Genomic DNA, 20,545 nt, shown 5'->3' on the forward strand with positions numbered 1-20,545 from the left:
TCCCGCCCGACGGCCGGCCGCACCGAACCCGCACAGGGACCGGGCATGGCAGGCGAACAGAAACTCCTCCAGTACCTCAAGCGGGTCACGGCCGACCTGGCCGAGACGCGGCAGCGACTCGCGGAGGCGGAGGGCCGGGAGCGCGAGCCGCTCGCCGTCGTCGGCACGGCCTGCCGCTACCCCGGCGGTGCCGACGACCCCGAAGGGCTCTGGGATCTGGTCCGCGAGGGCCGGGACGCCATCGGCGACCTGCCCGCCGCGCGCGGCTGGGGCGTGCCCGGCGGCCCCGGTGCGCTCCCCGACCTCAAGGGCGGCTTCATCGACGACGCGGACCGCTTCGACGCCGCGCTGTTCGGGATCAGCCCTCGTGAGGCGCTCACCATGGACCCCCAGCAGCGGGTGCTGCTGGAGACCGTGTGGCAGGCGCTGGAGCGTGCGGGCATCCCGCCGCTCTCCCTGCGTGCCACCCGCACGGGAGTCTTCGTCGGCGCCGGCTCCTCGGGCTACGGCGGCGGATCCCAGCCGCCCGAGGGTTCCGAGGGCCACCTCATGACCGGCATGGCGGGCAGCGTCCTGTCCGGCCGGATCTCCTACGCCTTCGGTCTCGAAGGCCCGTCCGTCACCGTCGACACCGCCTGCTCGTCGTCCCTGGTGGCCGTCCACCAGGCCGCCCGCGCCCTGCGCGGCGGCGAGTGCGACCTGGCCGTCACCGCCGGCGTCACGATCATCGCCGACCTCGGCATGTTCGGCGAGTTCGGGCGCCACGGCGGCCTCTCCGCCGACGGCCGCTGCAAGTCCTTCGGGGCGGGCGCCGACGGCACCGGCTGGTCCGAAGGGGCGGGAGTGCTCCTGCTGGAGCGGCTCTCCGACGCGCGGGCCAACGGCCACCATGTGCACGCCGTCCTGTACGGTTCGGCCGTCAACTCCGACGGCGCCACCAACGGGCTGACGGCCCCCAACGGCCGCGCCCAGCGAGCCGTGATCCGCGCCGCGCTCGCCGACGCCCGGCTGCTGCCCACCGAGGTGGACGCCGTCGAGGCGCACGGCACCGGCACGCGACTCGGCGACCCGATCGAGGCGGATGCCCTGCTGGGCACGTACGGCCAGGGCCGCACGGAGGACGAGCCGCTCTGGCTCGGCTCGGTGAAGTCGAACATCGGCCACGCGCAGGCCGCCGCGGGCATGGCGGGGCTGATCAAGATGATCGAGGCGCTGCGCCACGGCGTCCTGCCCCGCACCCTGCACGCGCGGGAACCGTCACCGCACATCGACTGGTCGGCCGGTGCCGTACGGCTGCTGGACGAGGAACGGTCCTGGCCGCCGGCGGGGCGGCCGCGGCGCGCGGGCATCTCGTCGTTCGGCCTGAGCGGAACCAACGCCCACGTCATCCTCGGCGAGGCTCCCGCCCCCGCCCCCGCTGCCGCGACGACCGCTGCCGCGACGACCGGCGCCGCGACGGCCGGAACCGCCCCGGCCGTGGTGCCCGTCCTGGTCTCCGGGCGCACCGCCGAGGCGCTCTCCGGGCAGGCGCGGCAGCTCGGCGCCGACCTCGACGCGCGGCCTGACCTGGGCCTGCTGGACATCGGCCGCACCCTCGCCACCACCCGCTCGCCGTTGGAGCACCGCGCCGTCGTGCTGGCCGGGGACCGCGCCCAGCTCACCGCCGGCCTGGCCGCCCTGGCCGAGGGCCGCAGCCCCGCGGGCCTCGTCCGTGGCGAGGCCGCCGGCGACGCCCGCACGGTGTTCCTCTTCACCGGCCAGGGCTCCCAGCGCATCGGGATGGGCCGCGGACTCCACGCCGCCTTCCCGGTGTTCGCCGACGCCTTCGACGCGGTCTGCGCCCGCCTGGACACCGGGGCGGGCACCGGCCTGCGCGACCTCGTCTTCGGCGAAGGAAGCGACCAAAGCGACGGAGGTCCCGGAACGGCCGAAATCAGGGGAACGGAGGCCGCCGGAGCCGAGGGCGCCGGAGCCACCGGGGCCGGGGGAGCGGAGGGCGCCGGTGCGCTCGACCGCACCGTCCACGCCCAGGCCGCGCTGTTCGCGCTCGAAGTGGCCCTGTTCCGTCTCCTCGAGTCCTGGGGGACGTCCCCCGACCACCTCGTCGGCCACTCCGTCGGCGAACTGGCCGCCGCCCACGTCGCGGGAGTCCTCTCCCTCGACGACGCGTGCACCCTCGTCGCCGCCCGCGGCCGGCTCATGCAGGCGCTGCCCGCCGACGGAGCGATGTTGGCGGTCCAGGCCGACGAGGCCGCGCTGGAGCTGCCCGCAGGAGTCGGCCTCGCCGCCGTCAACGGACCCGGCTCGGTGACCGTGTCGGGCGACGCGGACGCGGTCGCCGCACTGGAGGAGCGACTGCGCTCCGAGGGCGTCCGCGTGAAACGGCTGCCGGTCTCCCACGCGTTCCACTCGCACCTGATGGAGCCGATGCTCGACGACTTCGCCGCCGTCGCACAGTCGTTGGAGTACCACCCGCCGGCGCTGCCGGTGGTCTCCACCCTGACCGGCGGCCCGGTGGACGCGGACACCCTGTGCGACCCGGGCTACTGGGTCCGCCAGGTGCGCGAGACCGTACGGTTCGCCGACGCGGTGTCCTGGACCCGCGCCCACGGCGCCGGCGTCTTCCTGGAACTGGGGCCCGGCGGCGTCCTCGCCGCGGCGGTCCGCGACGTCCTGCCCGCCGCGGGCACGACCCCGGGCGGCCCGACGGCGGCCGCCACACTGCGTCCCGGCCGCCCCGAACCGGAGACCCTGCTCACCGCCCTCGCCGCCGCCCACACGGCGGGCGCGGCCGTCGACTGGCGCGCCGTCTTCGACTGCTGGGGCGGGCGCCGCGTACCTCTGCCCACCTACGCCTTCCACCGGGACCGCTACTGGGTGGAGCCCGGCACCGCCGTCTCCGCCGCCCCGGCAGCCGCCGCCGCGGACCCGGCCGCCGAGCGGTTCTGGAGCGCCGTCGAGGAGGCCGACGCCGGCCTGCTCGCCGAGACGGTGGGCCTGCCCGACCCGGCCGCCGTCGCCTCCCTGCTGCCCGCCCTCACCCGCTGGCGGCGCGACCACAACAACCGCCTCCGCGCCGACTCGCTGCGCTACCGGGTGACCTGGCGGCCGCTCACCGGTCTCGCCCCGGCCCCGGCCGTCGGCCGCTGGCTGGCCGTGCTGCCCGCGGAGCGCAGCGACGACGCCCTGACGGCCGCCGTACCGGCAGCGCTGCGCGACGCGGGCGCGCAGGTCACCGAAGTCTCCATCGACCAGCGGACCGCGGCCGACCGTGGCGCACTCGCCGAACTCCTGAAGGAGTGCGCCGCCGACGGCCCGTACACCGGCGTGGTGTCGCTGCTCGGCCTCGACGACCTGCCGGCCGCCGCCCACCCCGCGCTCTCCGCGGGCCTGGCCGCGACCGTGGTGCTCACCCAGGCCGCCGGCGACGCCGGGACGGACGCACCGCTGTGGGCCCTGACCCGCGGAGCCGTCGCCGTCGGCCCCGCCGAGCGGGCTCCCAGCCCGCTTCAGGCCGCGCTGTGGGGCTTCGGACGTGTCGCGGCCCTCGAACTCCCCGGCCGCTGGGGCGGACTGATCGACCTGCCCGACGCCCTCGACGAGACCTCGGCCGCCCTCCTTGTGACCCTCCTCACGGGGACGGCGGGCGAGGACCAGGCCGCCCTGCGTCCGTCGGGCGCCTTCGCCAGGCGGGTCGTCCCCGCCCCGGCCGCCGCCGCGGACGGCGCCGGCCCCTGGCGTCCGGACGGCACCGTCCTGATCACCGGCGGCACCGGAGCGCTCGGCGTCCGCACGGCACGGTTCCTCGCCGAACGGGGCGCCCGCCACGTGGTCCTGGCGGGCCGCCGCGGCCCGAAGGCGCCGGGCGTGGCCGAACTCGTCGCCGAACTCGCGCCCGCCACCCGGGTCACCGCGGTCGCCTGCGACGTCACCGACCGCACGGCGATGGCGGCCCTCCTCACCGAGCACGACGTCCGCACCGTCGTGCACGCCGCCGGCGTGACCGGAACCGAGTCGCTGGAGTCCACCGGCCTCGACACGTTCGCCGGCGTCCTCGACGCCAAGGTGCGCGGCGCCGAGGTCCTCGACGCACTCCTCGCCGACGCGGGCCGCGTCGAACGTTTCGTGCTCTTCTCCTCCGTCGCCGGCGTGTGGGGCAGCGGCGGGCAGAGCGCGTACGCCGCCGCCAACGCCCACCTGGACGCCCTGGCCGAGCGGCGCCGCGCCGCCGGGCTGCCCGCCACGTCCATCGCCTGGGGCCCATGGGACGAGTCCGGCATGGCCGCGAGCGAGGACGTCCGCGCGCACCTCGCCCGGCGCGGGCTGACGCCCATGCCGCCCGCACTGGCGACCGCCGCGCTGGCCGCCGCCCTCGACCACGACGAGACCGCCCTGGTCGTCGCCGACATCGACTGGCAGCGCTTCGCGCCCGCCTTCCAGGTCACCCGGCCCGCCCGCCTCTTCGGCGAGATCCCCGGGGCCGCCGAGACACCCGCCAGGACCACCGGTGCCGCCGGCGACCCCGAGGCGCTCCGCGCCGAATGGGCCCAGACCTTGGCCGGGCTGCCGGCGCGCGACCGGTCCGCCCCCCTGGTCGACCTGGTCCGCGAGACGACCGCAGCCGTGCTCGGGCACCCGTCCGCCGACCCGGTCGGTGTCCGGACCCCCTTCCGCGACCTGGGCGTCGACTCGCTCACCGCCGTCGAACTGCGCGACCGGCTGGCCGCCCGCACCGGCCTGGCCCTCCCCGCCGGCCTGGTCTTCGACCACTCCCGGCCCGGCACCCTCGGCGAGCACCTCGCGGCCCGGCTGGGCGAGGCCACCGCCCCGACGCCGCCGGTGCCCGCGGTCCGGGCGGCGCCCGACCACGACGACCGCGTCGCCGTGGTCGGCATCGGCTGCCGCTTCCCCGGCGGCGTCCGCGGACCGGAGGACTTCTGGCAGCTGATCGCCCGGGGCGAGGACGCCGTCACCCCTTTCCCCACCGACCGCGGCTGGGATCTCGGGGCTCTTGTCGACGCGGCGGGCGGTGCCCCCGCTGCCGGCTTCGGCGCCTTCCTCGACGACGTCGCGGGATTCGACGCCGGCATGTTCGGCATCTCGCCCCGCGAGGCGCTGGCCATGGACCCCCAGCAGCGGCTGCTCCTGGAGACGGCGTGGGAGGCCGCCGAACGGGCCGGGATCGCCCCGGGCTCCCTGCACGGCAGCGACACCGGCGTCTTCGTCGGCAGTAACGGCCAGGACTACGGCTACCTGCTGCTCGGCTCCGGCGAGAACGTCGAGGGCCACCTGACCGGGGGCGTCACCGGAGCCGTCCTGTCCGGCCGGCTCTCCTACACCCTCGGCCTGCAGGGACCCGCCATGACCGTGGACACGGCCTGCTCCTCCGGGCTGGTCGCCGTCCACATGGCCCTGCGCGCCCTGCGCGACGGCGAGTGCTCGCTGGCCTTGGCCGGCGGCGTGTCGGTCATGGCGACCCCGGGCCCGTTCACGGAGTTCAGTACCCTCGGGGGCCTCGCTCCCGAGGGCCGCTGCAAGGCGTTCGCGGACGGCGCCGACGGCACCGGCTGGGGCGAAGGCGCCGGCATGCTGCTGCTGGAACGCCTCTCCGACGCCCGCCGCAGCGGACACCCCGTCCTCGCCGTGCTGCGCGGCAGCGCGGTCAACCAGGACGGAGCCTCCAACGGCCTCTCCGCGCCCAGCGGCCCCGCCCAGCAGCGGGTGATCCGCGCCGCGCTCGCCAACGCGCGCCTGACCCCCGATCAGGTCGACGTGGTCGAGGCCCACGGCACGGGCACCGCGCTCGGCGACCCGATCGAGGCGGAGGCGCTGCTCGCCACGTACGGCCAGGACCGCGCCGCCGAGCCGCTGTGGACCGGCAGCGTGAAGTCCAACATCGGCCACACCCAGGCCGCCGCTGGCATCGCCGGCATCATCAAGATGACCCTGGCGATGCGTCACGGAGTGCTGCCCCGCACCCTGCACGTGGACCGACCGACCACCAAGGTCGACTGGTCCGCGGGCGACGTCGCCCTCCTCACCGAGGACCGCCCCTGGCCGGACACCGGCAGGCCGCGCCGCGCGGGCGTCTCCTCCTTCGGCGTCAGCGGCACCAACGCCCACGTCGTCCTGGAGGCCCCGGCCCCCGAGGACACGGCCACCCTCACCGCGCACGGCACCGGCGAGGGCGCCGGCGGCGTGCGGCCCGCGCTTCCGCTCGTGTTCTCCGCCCGCACCCCGGCGGCCCTGCGGGCCCAGGCCGCCGCACTGCACGCGCACCTCGCCGGCGTACCCGGGGACGGTGACGGGGCTGCCGGCGCCGGGCTCGCCGACGCCGCGTTCACCCTGGCCACCGCGCGTACCTCCATGGAGCACCGCGCCGTCGTCGTGGGCACCGAGCCGCACCACCTCCTCGACGCCCTCGCCGCGACGGCCGACGACCGGCCCCACCCGGCCGCCGTCACGGGCCGTGACACCACCCCGAAGGTCGCCTTCGTCTTCCCCGGACAGGGCACCCAGTGGGAGGGCATGGCGGCCGAACTGCTCGACGAGTCGCCGGTGTTCGCGGCCCGCTTCGAGGAGTGCGCGCACGCCCTCGCCCCGCACGTCGACTTCGTGCCCGCCGACGTCCTCCGCCGCCGCCCCGGCGCCCCCGGCCTGGAGCGCGTGGACGTCGTCCAGCCCCTGCTGTGGGCGGTCATGGTGTCGCTCGCCGAGGTGTGGCGGACGCACGGCGTCACCCCGTCCGCGGTCATCGGCCACAGTCAGGGCGAGATCGCCGCAGCCGTCGTCGCCGGCGCGCTGCCCCTGGCCGACGGTGCCGCCCTGGTCGCCCTGCGCGCCAGGGCGCTCACCCAGGTCGCGGGCCGGGGCCGGATGCTGGCGGTCGCGCTCCCCGCCGACCAGGCCGAGGAGCGCCTGGCCCCCTACACCGGCCGGATCTCCCTCGCCCTGGTCAACGGCCCCCGCTCGGCCGTCGTCTCCGGCGAGCCGGCCGCCCTCGAGGAACTGGAGAGCGTGCTCACCGCCGACGGCGTACGCAGCCAGTGGCTGCCCTTCGACTACGCGGCGCACTCCACGCAGATGGAGGACGTCCGCACCACCGTCCTCGCGGGGCTCACCGCGGTGGCGAGCACCCCGCGCACCTCCGAGGTCCCGTTCTACTCCTCCCTGATCGGTGACCGCTTCGACACCGCGGGCGCCGACGCCGACTACTGGTTCACCGGCCTGAGGGAGACCGCCCGCTTCGACCGGGCCACCACCTCCGCCCTCCGCGACGGGCACACCCTCCTCATCGAGGTCTCCCCGCACCCGGTGCTCACCGCCGCCATCCAGGAGACCGCCGGTGAGACGGGCCGCACCGTCGCCGCCCTGGGCACCCTGCACCGCGGCCGGGGCGGCCGGGAACGGCTGCTGACGAGCCTGGCCGAGGCCCACGTCCTGGGCGCCCCGGTGGACTGGCGCGCCGCGCTGGAGCCCTGGCCCGGCGCCGGCCTCACCGACCTGCCCACCTACCCCTTCCAGCGCACCCGCTACTGGCCCGGCGCCCGCGCCGCCGAACCCGCCGCCGTGCGGGCGGCCACCGCCTCACCGGCCGAGTCCCGCTTCTGGTCGGCCGTCGACGACGGCGACGCGGAAGCCGTGGCCGACACCGCCGGCCTGGACGCGGCGGACCTCGCCCCCCTGCTGCCCGCCCTCTCGGCCTGGCACCGCGACACCCGCGAACAGGAGACCGTCGCCGCGTGGCGGTACCGCGTCACCTGGAACGCCCTGGAGGAGCAGCCCGCGTCCTCGTGCTCCGGACGCTGGCTGGTGGTCGCCCCCGACTCCGCCGCCAGCACCGCCGAGTTCTGCCGCTCCGCCCTCACCGCACGGCAGGGCGACACCGACCTCCTCCTCGTCGACCCCGCCGACGTCGACGCGGCCGAACTCGCGGACATCCTCCGCGACCACGTCGCCCCCGGCGAACGGCTGCGGGGCGTGGTCTCCCTCCTCGCCCTCGACGAGACGCCCTGCGCGGGCCACCCGGCGCTCACCGCGGGACTTGCCGCCACCCTTCACCTGCTGCACGCCGCCCTCGACGCCGACCCCGGCCCGCTGTGGACGCTCACCGCGGGAGCCGTCGGCACCGGCGACGACGAGGCGCCCGTCAGCCCCGACCAGGCCGCCGCCTGGGGGCTCGGCAGGGTCGCGGCCCTGGAACACCCCGGTCACTGGGGCGGCCTGATCGACCTGCCCGCCCACGGACCGGACGGCGACCCGCGGCTGGCGGCCCGGCTCGCGGCCGCCCTCACCCGCACGGACGGCGAGGACCAGATGGCCCTCCGCCCCCGCGCCGCATACGGACGGCGGCTGCGGCACGCCGACACCACCCCCGCCCGCCCCGGCACCGGATGGCACCCCACGGGCACCGCCCTGGTCACCGGCGGCACCGGAGCCATCGGCGGCCACGTGGCCCGCTGGCTGGCCGCCGAAGGCGCCGACCACCTCGTGCTCCTCAGCCGGCGGGGCCCCGAAGCCCCCGGAGCGGACGAACTCACCGCCGAACTCACCGCACTCGGCGCCCGCGTCACGATCCGCGCCTGCGACCTCCAGGACCGCGCGGACCTCGCCCGCACACTCGCGGACCTCGCCGACGACGGTGTCACCGTCCGGGCCGTCATGCACACCGCCGGCCTGGGGGATCTCGCCCCCCTCGCCGCCACCGGCGTCGCGGACCTGGCCCGACTGATGGGCGGAAAGGCGGCCGGCGCCCGGCACCTCGACGAACTGCTCGACCCCGCGGGCCTCGACGCCGTCGTCCACTTCTCGTCCGTCTCCGCCGTCTGGGGCGTCGGAAGCCACGGCGCGTACGCCGCGGCCAACGCCTATCTCGACACGCTCGCCGAACTCCGCGGCCACGAGGGCGCCCCGGTGCGCTCCGTCGCCTGGGGACCGTGGGACGGCGGCGGCATGGTCGGGGGCGGCGCCGCCGAACTCATGTCGCGCCGCGGGATCCCCCTCCTGCGACCCGGCGCCGCCATGGTCGCACTGCGCCAGGCCCTGGACGCGCCCGAGCCGGCGGTGGCCGCGGCCGACGTGGACTGGGCGGACTTCGTGCCCTCCTTCACCGCGCTGCGCCCCAGCACGCTCCTCGCCGACCTGCCCGAGGTGCGCGCACTGACCGCCGCCCGACCGGGCGGCGACGCGGCGGACGACGCGGCCGAGGCCGGGGAAGGACTGCGCACCCGCCTGGCGGCGCTCTCCGCAGTGGAACGGGCACCGGCCCTGGTGGAGCTGGTGCGGACGCACGCCGCCGTCGCGCTCGGCCACACCGGAGCCGACGACGTCGAGCCCGACCGCACTTTCCGCGACCTGGGCATCGACTCGCTCATCGCCGTCGCCCTGCGCGACCGGCTGGCCGCCGCGACCGGACTGACGCTGCCCGCGACGCTCGTCTTCGACCAGCCGACGCCCGTCGCACTGGCGGAGCACCTGGGCGGCCTGCTGCTGCCGGACGCTCAGGAGGACGCCGACCTCCTGCCGTCCGCGGACGAACTCGACCGGCTGGAAACGGCGCTCGCCCGCCGCGCGGACGACGACCTCGACCGGGTCCGGATCGTGATGCGACTGGAGTCGCTGCTGTCCCGGACCCGCGGCACGGCCGCCGCCGACCCGTCCGCCGACCCCGCGGGAGACGGCGAGGGGGCCGGCGAATCGGCCGCACTGGCCGACCGGCTCGGCAACGCCACGAACGACGAACTGTTCGCCCTGGTGGAGAGGGACCTGGGACTCAAGTGAACGACGCCGCCCCGAGGGCCTTCAGGAGAACACGATGACCGAAGAAGCCGCCACGAGCTCCACCGAGCGCAAGCTCCGCGACTACCTGGGCCGCGTGATCGCTGAACTGCACGACACGCGGAGGCAGCTGCGGGGAGCCGGCGTCCGCGACCCGGAGCCCATGGCCGTCGTCGCCATGGCCTGCACCCTCCCCGGTGGTGTGCGTTCGCCCGAGGACCTGTGGCGGCTGCTCGCCGCAGGCGGCGACGGCGTCACCCCCTTCCCCGACGACCGGGGCTGGGACGACACCCCGCTCGCGGCGGCCGACGGCGTCGCCGCGGCCGAGGCCTCCCAGGGGGGCTTCCTGCACGAGGCGAGCATGTTCGACCCGGCGTTCTTCGGCATCAACCCGCGCGAGGCGCTGGCCATGGACCCGCAGCAGCGGCTGATCCTGGAGGCGGCCTGGGAGACCGTGGAGCGTGCGGGCATCCACCCCGGCACGCTGCGCGGCAGCCGCACCGGCGTCTTCGTCGGCACGAACGGCCAGGGCTACGGCAACGGCATGCAGGCCGGCCTGGCCGGCACCGAGGGCTACCAGCTCACCGGCGCCGCCACGTCCGTGCTCTCCGGGCGCATCGCCTACACCCTGGGCCTGGAGGGGCCCGCGGTCAGCGTCGACACCGCGTGTTCCTCGTCGCTGAGCGCCCTGCACCTGGCCGCCCAGGCGATCCGCAACGGCGACTGCTCCCTCGCCCTCGTCGGCGGCGTCACGGTCATGCCCCACCCGGTCGGCTTCCACGAGTTCAGCCGGCAGAGCGGCCTCGCCTCCGACGGCCGGTGCAAGGCGTTCTCCGCCGACGCCGACGGCATGGGCATGGCCGAGGGCGTGGCGATGATCCTGGTGGAGAAGCTCACCGACGCACGGGCCGCCGGCCACCCGGTGCTCGCGGTGGTCCGCGGCTCCGCGGTCAACCAGGACGGCGCCTCCAACGGGCTCACCGCGCCCAGCGGCCCCGCCCAGGAGCGCGTCATCCGCGCCGCGCTCGCCAACGCGCGCCTGACCCCCGACCAGGTTGACGTGGTCGAGGCGCACGGCACCGGCACCGCGCTGGGTGATCCGATCGAGGCGCAGGCCCTGCTGGCGACGTACGGCCGCGACCGTGAACAGCCCCTCTGGCTCGGATCGCTCAAGTCCAACATCGGGCACACCCAGTCCGCCGCCGGCGTCGCCAGCGTCATCAAGATGGTGCTGGCACTGCGCCACGGCACCCTGCCCCGTACGCTCCACGTCGACGTGCCCACCCCGCACGTCGACTGGTCCTCCGGCCGCATCGAGCTGCTCACCGCACCGCGCCCCTGGGAGCCGGGCGAACGCCCGCGCCGGGCGGCCGTCTCGTCCTTCGGCATCAGCGGCACCAACGCGCACGTGATCCTGGAGGAGGCGCCCCGCGCCACGGCCGCCACCGAGCCCCCCGCCGCACGCCGCCCCAGGCCGGGCGTCGTTCCGCTGGTGGTCTCCGGGCGTTCCGCGCAGGCCCTGCGCGCGCAGGCGGCGCGGCTGTGCGGCTTCCTGGAGGAGTCGGAGGACGACGCCGCCAGCCTCGTCGACCTCGCCCACTCCCTCGGCGCGACCCGTCAGTCCCACGAGCACCGCGCCGCGGTCCTTGCCTCGGCCCCGGAGGACGTCCGGGCCGGCCTGCGCTCCATCGAAGAGGGCACGACCGGCCCCGGTGTGCTCACCGGGGCCGTCCGGCCCGGCCGGACGGTGTTCCTGTTCTCGGGTCAGGGTGCGCAGCGGGTCGGGATGGGGCGTGGGTTGTACGAGGCGTTCCCGGTGTTCGCCGAGGCGTTCGATGCGGTGTGTGCGCGGGTGGATCTTGATCGTTCGTTGCGGGAGGTGGTGTTCGGGGACGGTGAGGCGTTGGACCGCACGGTCTACGCTCAGCCTGCGTTGTTCGCGGTCGAGGTGGCGTTGTTCCGGTTGGTGGAGTCGTGGGGTGTGGTGCCGGATGTGCTGGTGGGTCATTCGATAGGCGAGTTGGCGGCCGCGCATGTGGCGGGTGTGTTGTCGTTGGATGACGCGTGTGCGCTGGTGTCGGCGCGTGGCCGGTTGATGGAGGCGCTGCCGCAGGGCGGTGCGATGCTGGCCGTGGAGGCGGCGGAGGACGGCCTGGAACTGCCGGAGGGCGTGGATCTGGCGGCGGTCAACGGGCCGGCGTCGGTGACGGTCTCCGGTGACGCGGACGCGGTCGACGCCCTGGAGGAACGGCTGCGCGCCCAGAACGTGCGGGTGAAGCGGCTGACGGTCTCCCACGCCTTCCACTCGCACCTGATGGAGCCGATGCTGGCGGAGTTCGCGGCGGTCGCGGAGTCGCTGACCTACCCCCCCCCGACGATTCCCGTCGTGGCCACGGCTCCGGGCGACATGGCCACGCCCGGCTACTGGGTGGGGCAGATCCGCGAGCCGGTCCGCTTCGCCGACGCCGTCGCGCCGCTGGCCGATGTGCGGGTGTTCCTGGAACTGGGTCCGGACGGGGTGCTGTCCGCGCTCGTGCCGCACCTGCACGAGGGAGCGCCCGCCCTGCCCCTCCTGCGTCGCGACCGCGAGGACACCGAGTCCGTGCTCACCGCGCTCGCCGGTGCGCACACCACGGGTGTCACCCCCGACTGGGCCGCCGTCTACGCACCGTGGACCCCCCGCCGCATCGACCTGCCCACCTACGCCTTCCAGCGGCAGCGCTACTGGCCGGCCCTGGGTGGCGTGGCCGCGCTCGGCGCCGTGGGGCTGCGCGGCACCCGGCACCCGCTGCTCGGCGCGGTGGTCACGGTGGCCGGCGGCGACGGCCTGGTGTTCACCGGGCGGCTCTCCCGGGCCACCCATCCCTGGCTCGCCGACCACCGGGTGGCCGGCGCGGTCCTGGTCCCCGGCACCGCGCTCCTCGAACTGGCCCTGCACGCGGGCGAACAGGTCGGCTGCCCCGTCGTCGACGAACTCACCCTCGGCACCCCGCTGGTCCTGCCCGAGCGGGGCGGCGTCCGTATCCAGGCCGAGGTGGGAGCACCGCTCGCGGACGGCTCCCGGGAGATCTCCCTCTACTCTCGCCCCGACGAACTGGCGGGAGCCGTGGATCCGGTCGGCGACTGGGTACGCCACGCGAGCGGCATCCTCTCGGCCGCCCCCTCCGCCGCCGGCACGCCGCTCGCCAGCTGGCCGCCCCAGGACGCGACACCGGTGGACCTGGGCGGTTTCTACGCCGCCGTCGAGGACATGGGCCTCCAGTACGGGCCGGTCTTCCAGGGCATGCGGGCCGCGTGGCTCGGCGCCGACGGAGCGGTGTACGCCGACGTGGTGCTGCCGTCCCCCGGTGGCGCGGGCGGTGCCCCGGAACCCGGGGGCTTCAGCCTGCACCCGGCACTCTTCGACGCCGCACTGCACGCAGCGGCACTCGACGGCCTGGCGCAGGGCCCCCGGGACTCCCTCGAGCAGCCCGCGCAACCCGTACGGGTGCCGTTCAGCTGGTCCGGCGTGACCCTGCACGCGACCGGCGCGACCGCGCTGCGCGTACGCCTCTCGCCCGCGGGCCCCGACGCGGTCTCCCTTGACCTCGCCGACGCCGAAGGGCAGCCGGTCGCCTCCGTCGCGTCCCTGGTCCTGCGCCCCGCCGGGGCCGTGGCCGACGCCGCCGCCCTCCCGTCCGACACGCTCTTCCGCGTCCGGTGGGCCGCGCTGCCCACGACGGACGGCCGGGCGGACGAACGCCCCTGGACGGTCGTCGCCGGACCGGCCGAGCTCGCCGGCCTGGCGGACCTGCCCGAGGTCCCCGCCCTCGTGGCGGTCCACGCCGGCCCGCCGTCCGGCAGCGGCGACACCGCCACCGACGCGCCCTCCCACGTCCGTGCCGCCGCGCACCGTGCGCTTCGGTGCGTGACGGCCTGGCTCGCCGACGGTCGTTTCACCGACTCCACCCTCGTCCTGCTCACCCGGGGCGCCATGCCCGTCGGCCAGGCCCCGGTCGATCCGGCCGCCGCCGCCGTCTGGGGGCTGGTCCGCAGCGCGCAGACCGAGCACCCGGGCCGTTTCGTCCTGCTCGACCTGGACCCCGCGGACGGCTCCGTCCCCGCCACCGGACCGTCCGGCGCCGACGAGCCGCAGCTCGCGCTGCGGGACGGCCGGTGGCACGTGGCACGTCTCGCCCGCGCCGCCGCCGCCGCGCCGGCTTCCGACGCCGAGGAGACCGTGGCCCACGGCACCGTGCTCGTCACCGGAGGCACCGGCGTCCTGGGCGCCCGGGTCGCCCGGCACCTCGCCGCCGGGCACGGCGTCCGCGACCTGCTGCTGGTGAGCCGGAGCGGTCCCGCAGCCCCCGGAGCCGACGAACTGATCGCCGAACTCGCCGAACTGGGCGCCCGCGCGAGGGCCGTCGCCTGCGACGTCGCCGACCGCGACGCACTGGCCGCGGTACTCGCCACCGTTCCCGAGGACCGGCCGCTGACCGGAGTGGTGCACGCCGCCGGGATCGTGGACGACGGCGTCATCACCGGGCTTACCCCGGAGCGGATCGACGCGGTACTGGACGCCAAGGCGGTGTCCGCGCTGCACCTGGACGCCCTGGTCGGGGAGGTACCGCTCTTCGTGCTCTTCTCCTCCGCCTCGGCCACCTTCGGCTCCGCCGGCCAGGCCGGGTACGCGGCGGCCAACGCGGTGCTCGACGCCGTTGCCCACCGCAGGCCGGGCGCCGTCTCCGTCGGCTGGGGGCTCTGGGCGGAGACCTCCGGCATCTCCGGCGGTCTCGACGAGACGGACCGGGCCCGGATCAACCGCGCGGGCGGGCCCCTCGCCACGGACGAGGCGCTGGCCATCCTGGACGCCGTCCGCACCGGCGACACCCCGCACCTGGTCGCGATCCACCTCGACCTCCCCGGATTCCGGAGGGCCCTGGAGAACGACCCGGCCGGCCAGGCACCGCCGCTGCTGCGCGCTCTGGTCACCCGCTCCGCGCGGCCCGGGACGGCGGCGGGTACCGTACCGGGCGCCACCACCCCGCTGGGCGAGCGCCTCGCCGCGCTGGGCGAGGCCGAGCGCACCGCGTTCCTCGCCGAGCTGGTGCGGGCCGAGGCCGCCGGCGTGCTGGGGTTCGGCGCCACCGATCCGGTGGAGGACCACAGCACCTTCAAGGACCTGGGCTTCGACTCCCTGACCGCCGTCGAACTACGCAACCGCCTCGACGCCGTGACCGGCCTGCGGCTGCCCGCGACCCTCGTCTTCGACTACCCCTCGCCGCAGGCCCTGACGGCCCAGCTGCTGACCCGGCTGACGGGTGGGGACCGGCCGGCCCCCGCACCGGCAGACCGCACCTCCCGACCGGCCGCCGGGAGGGACGAACCCATCGCGATCGTCGCGATGAGCTGCCGCTACCCCGGGGGTGTGAACAGCCCGGAGGACCTGTGGCGCCTGGTCGCCGAGGGCTCCGACGCCATCAGCCCGTTCCCCGACAACCGCGGCTGGGACATCGCGAACCTCTACGACCCCACCCCCGACGCCTCGGGCAAGTCGACCGTCCTGGAAGGCGGCTTCGTCCACGACGCCGACCGCTTCGACCCCTCGCTCTTCCACATCTCGCCGCGCGAGGCGCTTGCCATGGACCCGCAGCAGCGGCTGATCCTGGAGGCCTCCTGGGAGGCGTTCGAGCGGGCCGGCATCGACCCGGCCTCGCAGCGCGGCAGCCGCACCGGCGTCTTCGCCGGACTCATGTACCACGACTACGGATCGACCATGACCGTGCTGCCAGAGGGAGTCGAGGGCTACCTCGGCACCGGTACCTCGGGCAGCGTCCTGGCCGGCCGCGTCTCCTACACCTTCGGGCTCGAGGGCCCGGCGATGACGGTCGACACGGCCTGCTCGTCCTCCCTCGTCACCCTGCACCTGGCCTGCCAGGCGCTGCGTGCCGGAGAGTGCGACATGGCCCTCGCGGGCGGCGTCACCGTGCTCTCCACCCCCGCCGTCTTCATCGACTTCAGCACCCAGGGCGCACTCTCCTCCAACGGCCGCTGCAAGACCTTCTCGGCGGACGCCGACGGTACGGGTTGGGGGGAGGGCGTGGGCGTGCTGCTGGTGGAGCGGCTGTCCGACGCGCGGCGTCTTGGGCACCGGGTGTTGGCGGTGGTGCGTGGCAGCGCGGTCAACCAGGACGGTGCGTCGAACGGTCTGACGGCGCCGAACGGCCCGTCGCAGGAACGGGTGATCCGTGCCGCGCTGGAGGCGGCCCGGCTGACGACCGGCGATGTGGACGCCGTGGAGGCGCACGGGACAGGCACGCGGCTGGGTGATCCGATCGAGGCGCAGGCGCTGCTGGCCACCTACGGGCAGGATCGTGAGGAGCCGCTCTATCTGGGGTCGTTGAAGTCGAACATCGGCCATACGCAGGCGGCGGCGGGTGTCGGTGGTGTGATCAAGATGGTGGAGGCGATGCGCCACGGCGTGTTGCCGCCCTCCCTGCACGTGGGGGAGCCGTCGCCGCACGTGGACTGGTCCGCCGGAGCCGTCGAGCTGCTGACCGAGGCGCGGGAGTGGCCGGACGCGGGCCGCCCGCGCCGGGCCGGTGTCTCCTCGTTCGGTGTGAGCGGCACCAACGCACACGTGATCCTGGAAGCGGGCCCCCGGCCCGTCGACGCGGTGCCCGCCGCACCCGCCGAGCCGCTGCCCGCCCAGGTGCCCTGGCTGCTCGCCGGTAAGAGCGCGGGCGCGCTCCAGGGGGCCGCCGCCCGGCTCGCCGCCCTGGCGGACGAGGCGGACCCCTCCGACGTCGCCTGGGGGCTCCTCACCGGACGCGCGGTGTTGGAGCACCGTGCGGTGGTGCTGGGGGAGGACCGTGCCGGGGCGCTGCGGGCGTTGGCGCGGGACGTGGCCCACCCGGAGGTGGTGCGGGGTGTGGCGCGTTCCGGTGGTGCTCCGGTGTTGGTGTTTCCGGGGCAGGGGTCGCAGTGGGTTGGTATGGGTCGGGAGTTGGCGGCGTCCTCGGCGGTGTTTCGGGAGTCGTTGGTGGAGTGTGCGGCGGCGTTGGAGCCGTTCACGGATGGTTGGTCGCTGTGGGAGGTGTTGGAGAGTGATGAGGAGGTGTTGTGGGGTCGGGTTGATGTGGTTCAGCCGGTGTTGTGGGCGTTGATGGTGTCGTTGGCTGGGTTGTGGCGGTCGGTTGGTGTGGTGCCGTCGGCTGTGGTGGGTCATTCGCAGGGTGAGATTGCGGCGGCGGTGGTGGCTGGTGGTTTGTCGTTGGTGGATGGTGCGCGGGTGGTGGGTTTGCGTTCGCGTGCGTTGCGGGTGTTGGCGGGTCGGGGTGGGATGGTGTCGTTGGGTGTGGGTGCTGAGGTGGCGGGGGAGTTGGTGGGTGGTTTTGGTGGTCGGGTTTCGGTTGCGGCGGTGAATGGGCCGGGTTCGACGGTGGTGTCGGGTGAGGTGGGGGCGTTGGATGAGTTGGTGGGTGTGTGTGAGGGGCGTGGGGTGCGGGTGCGTCGGGTTCCGGTGGATTATGCGTCGCATTCGGTGCAGGTGGAGGAGTTGCGGGAGCGGATCCTGGCTGATCTGGGGCCGGTGGTGCCGCGGTCGTCGGTGGTGCCGTTGTATTCGTCGGTGACGGGTGGGCGGATCGATACGGCGGTGATGGATGCCGGGTATTGGTATGAGAGTCTGCGGTCGTTGGTGCGGTTCGGTGAGGCGACGGATGCGCTGCTGGGCGATGGCCGGTCGGTGTTCCTGGAGTGCAGCCCGCACCCTGTTCTGACTCCTGGTATCGAGGAGACGGTGGAGGCGTCGGGGCGTCCCGGCGCGGTGCTGGCCACGCTTCAACGGGGCAAGGGCGACGCCACGCGCTGGCTGACCGCTCTCGCCGAAGCGCACGTCGCCGGCGTCCCGGTCGACTGGACCACCGTCCTGGAGGACCGCACAGGCCGTACCGTCGACCTCCCCACCTACGCCTTCCAGCGGGAACGCTTCTGGCCCGAGAAGCGCGCGCTGCCCGCCGACGTCTCCGCCGCCGGCCTCGGCCGCGCCGATCACCCCCTGCTCGGCGCCTCGGTGCCCGTGGCCGGCAGCGACGGCATCCTGCTCACCGGGCGGATCTCCGTCGGTACCCACCCGTGGCTCGCCGACCACGTCCTGCTCGGCACCGTCCTGCTGCCCGGCACCGCCCTCCTCGAACTCGCCCTCCGCGCAGGGGAGGCGGTCGGCCTCCCGAGCCTCGACGAGCTCACCCTGGAGGCACCGCTCACCCTGCCCGGGGACGGAGCCGTCGTCGTCCAGGTCGCCGTCGGCGACACCACCGCCGCGGACGGCGGCCGTGCCGTCACCGTCCACTCCCGCGCCGAGGGCGACGAAGGAGCCTGGACCCGGCACGCCGGCGGCACCCTGCGCGCCGACCCCGCCGGACCCGTCCCCGAGTCGGTCCCGTGGCCGCCCCGGGGCGCCGAACCGGTCGACCCGGCCGGCTTCTACGCCGCCGTCGCCGAAGGCGGCTACGGGTACGGGCCGGCCTTCCAGGGCCTGCGCGCCGTCTGGCGGCGCGCGGACGAGGTGTTCGCCGAGGTCACGCTGCCCCCGGAAGCCCGCACCCACAGCGCGGGCTTCGGCCTGCACCCCGCCCTGCTCGACGCGGCCCTGCACGCCGCCGGGGCCGGCAGCCTGTTCCCCGACACCGGAGAGGTGCGGGTGCCGTTCGCCTGGCAGGGCGTCACCGTGCACGCGACGGGCGCCACCGAACTGCGGGTCAGGATCAGCCGGTCCGCCGGGCGGGACGCGCTGCGACTCGAAGCCGTGGACACCTCGGGCGCGCCCGTCGTCCAGGTGGAGACGCTGGAGTTCCGTCCGGTCTCCGCCGCGCAGCTGGCCTCCGCTCAGGGACCGGGCGACGCACTCTTCGCCGTCGAATGGACCCCGGCCCCGGCAGGCCCGGCCCCCGTCTCGTGGGCCGTCGTCGGCGTCGACGGCCTCGGCGCCGCCGACCAACTGGCCGAGGAGACGTACGCCGTCGAATGGCACGCCGACACGGCCGCGCTGACCGAGTCCGTCGACGCCGGCATGACCGTGCCCGAGATCGTCCTGCTCTCCGGTCCCGCAGGGACCGGAGCGACACCCGAGGACGTGCACCTGCGGGTCGCCGAGGTCCTCGCCGCCGCGCAGACCCTCCTCGCGGACCGGCGGTTCGACGGGTCGCGCATCGTGCTGCTCACCTCGGGAGCCGTCGCCGTCCACGAAGGCGAGGACATCACCGACCTGCCCGGCGCGGCTGCCCGCGGAATGCTGCGCACGGCGAACTCCGAGAACCCCGGCCGCTTCGCGACGATCGACACCGACGCCGCCCTCGGCGGCCTGACCGAAGCCCTCGTCCTGGGCGAGCCGGAGACCGCCCTCCGCAAGGGCACCCCGCACATGCCGCGCCTCGTGCGGGCCGCGGTCAGGGCCACGGACGGCGACCCGCCCGCATCGCCCGCCCTGCCGACCGGGACCGTGTTGGTCACCGGCGGAACCGGCGGTCTCGGCGCCCTCGTGGCCCGGCACCTCGCGGCCACCCACGGCGTCACCGACCTGCTCCTGCTCAGCCGTTCCGGCCCGCAGGCGCCCGGGGCCGCCGCCCTCGTCGACGACCTCACCGCGCTCGGGGCCCGGGCGGAGGTCGCGGCCTGTGACACCGGCGACCGGGACCGGCTCGCGCAGGTGCTCGCCGGCCGCCGGATCGGAACCGTCGTGCACGCAGCGGGCGTCCTCGACGACGGCGTCCTCACCTCGATGACGCCCGAGCGCCTCGCGACAGTGCTGCGCCCCAAGGCGGACGCGGCACTCCACCTCACCGAACTGGCCGGGGCGGAGACGTTCGTGTTCTTCTCCTCCGCCTCCGGCACCTTCGGCGCCGCCGGCCAGGCCAACTACGCCGCCGCCAACGCGGTGCTGGACGCACTCGCCGCGCGCCTCCGCGCCCACGGCCGCACCGCGCTCTCCATCGGGTGGGGCATGTGGGCCACCGCAACCGGCATGACCGGCCACCTCTCGGAGGACGTACGCGCCCGTGCGACCGGCGACGGCACGGCCCTGTCCGACGTGGAAGGACTCGCTCTGCTCGACGCAGCCCTCGCCTCCGGCCGGCCCCACCTGGTGGCGGCCCGGCTCGATCTGGCGACCCTCCGGGCCCGCGCGGGCAGCGTTCCGGTGCCGCCGCTGCTGCACGCCCTCGTCCCGCAGCCCGCGCGGCGCGCGGTCGAGGCGGGAGAGGACGCCGCGTCGTTCACCTCCCGCCTGGCGGGCCTCGACCCGGCCGAGCGGCGGCAGGCCCTGCTCGACCTCGTCCGCGGCCACGCCGCAGCCGTGCTCGGGCACACCTCGGCCGAGGCGGTCGACCCGGAACAGGGCTTCACCGACCTGGGGTTCAGCTCCCTCACCGCAGTCGAGATCCGCAACCGGCTCAACTCGGCCACCGGACTGCGACTGCCGACCACGCTGATCTTCGACCACCCGAACGCCGCGCGCCTCACGGACCACCTGCTGGAGCACCTGGCCTTCGACGACTCCGGGACCGGCACCGCCACGCTGCTGGCCGACCTGGACCGGCTCGACACCGCCCTCTCCGGCACGGGACCGGGAGACGAGACACGCGCCCGCGTGGTCTCCCGGCTGCACGCGCTGCTCGCCCGGTACGACGCCGGGGACGACGCGGCCACCGACGGCGCCACCACGGACTTCGACGCGGCGGGCGACGAGGAACTTTTCGCGTTCATCGACAACGAATCGGGAGCCTGAGGC

2 protein-coding genes are annotated in these 20,545 nt (G+C 75.7%); both read left to right on the top strand.

Features of this window, described 5'->3' with window-relative positions; translation table 11 throughout:
* The first annotated feature begins 45 nt into the window (after positions 1–45).
* Positions 46–9,780, top strand: a complete 9,735-nt coding sequence (locus V6D49_RS25665; protein WP_340563438.1) for a type I polyketide synthase — start codon at positions 46–48, stop codon at positions 9,778–9,780.
* A 34-nt stretch (positions 9,781–9,814) separates the two neighbouring features.
* On the top strand, positions 9,815–20,542 hold the full coding sequence (locus V6D49_RS25670) for a type I polyketide synthase (protein ID WP_340563441.1): 10,728 nt from the start codon (positions 9,815–9,817) through the stop codon (positions 20,540–20,542).
* The last annotated feature ends 3 nt before the right edge of the window (positions 20,543–20,545 follow it).

The organism is Streptomyces sp. GSL17-111, assembly GCF_037911585.1.
In the GTDB taxonomy this organism is placed as follows: Bacteria; Actinomycetota; Actinomycetes; order Streptomycetales; family Streptomycetaceae; genus Streptomyces.

Bases quoted from the DNA above. Each gene is read 5' to 3' on its own strand.
- V6D49_RS25665 (WP_340563438.1), top strand. From the start codon at position 46: ATGGCAGGCGAACAGAAACTCCTCCAGTACCTCAAGCGGGTCACGGCC.
- V6D49_RS25670 (WP_340563441.1), top strand. From the start codon at position 9,815: ATGACCGAAGAAGCCGCCACGAGCTCCACCGAGCGCAAGCTCCGCGAC.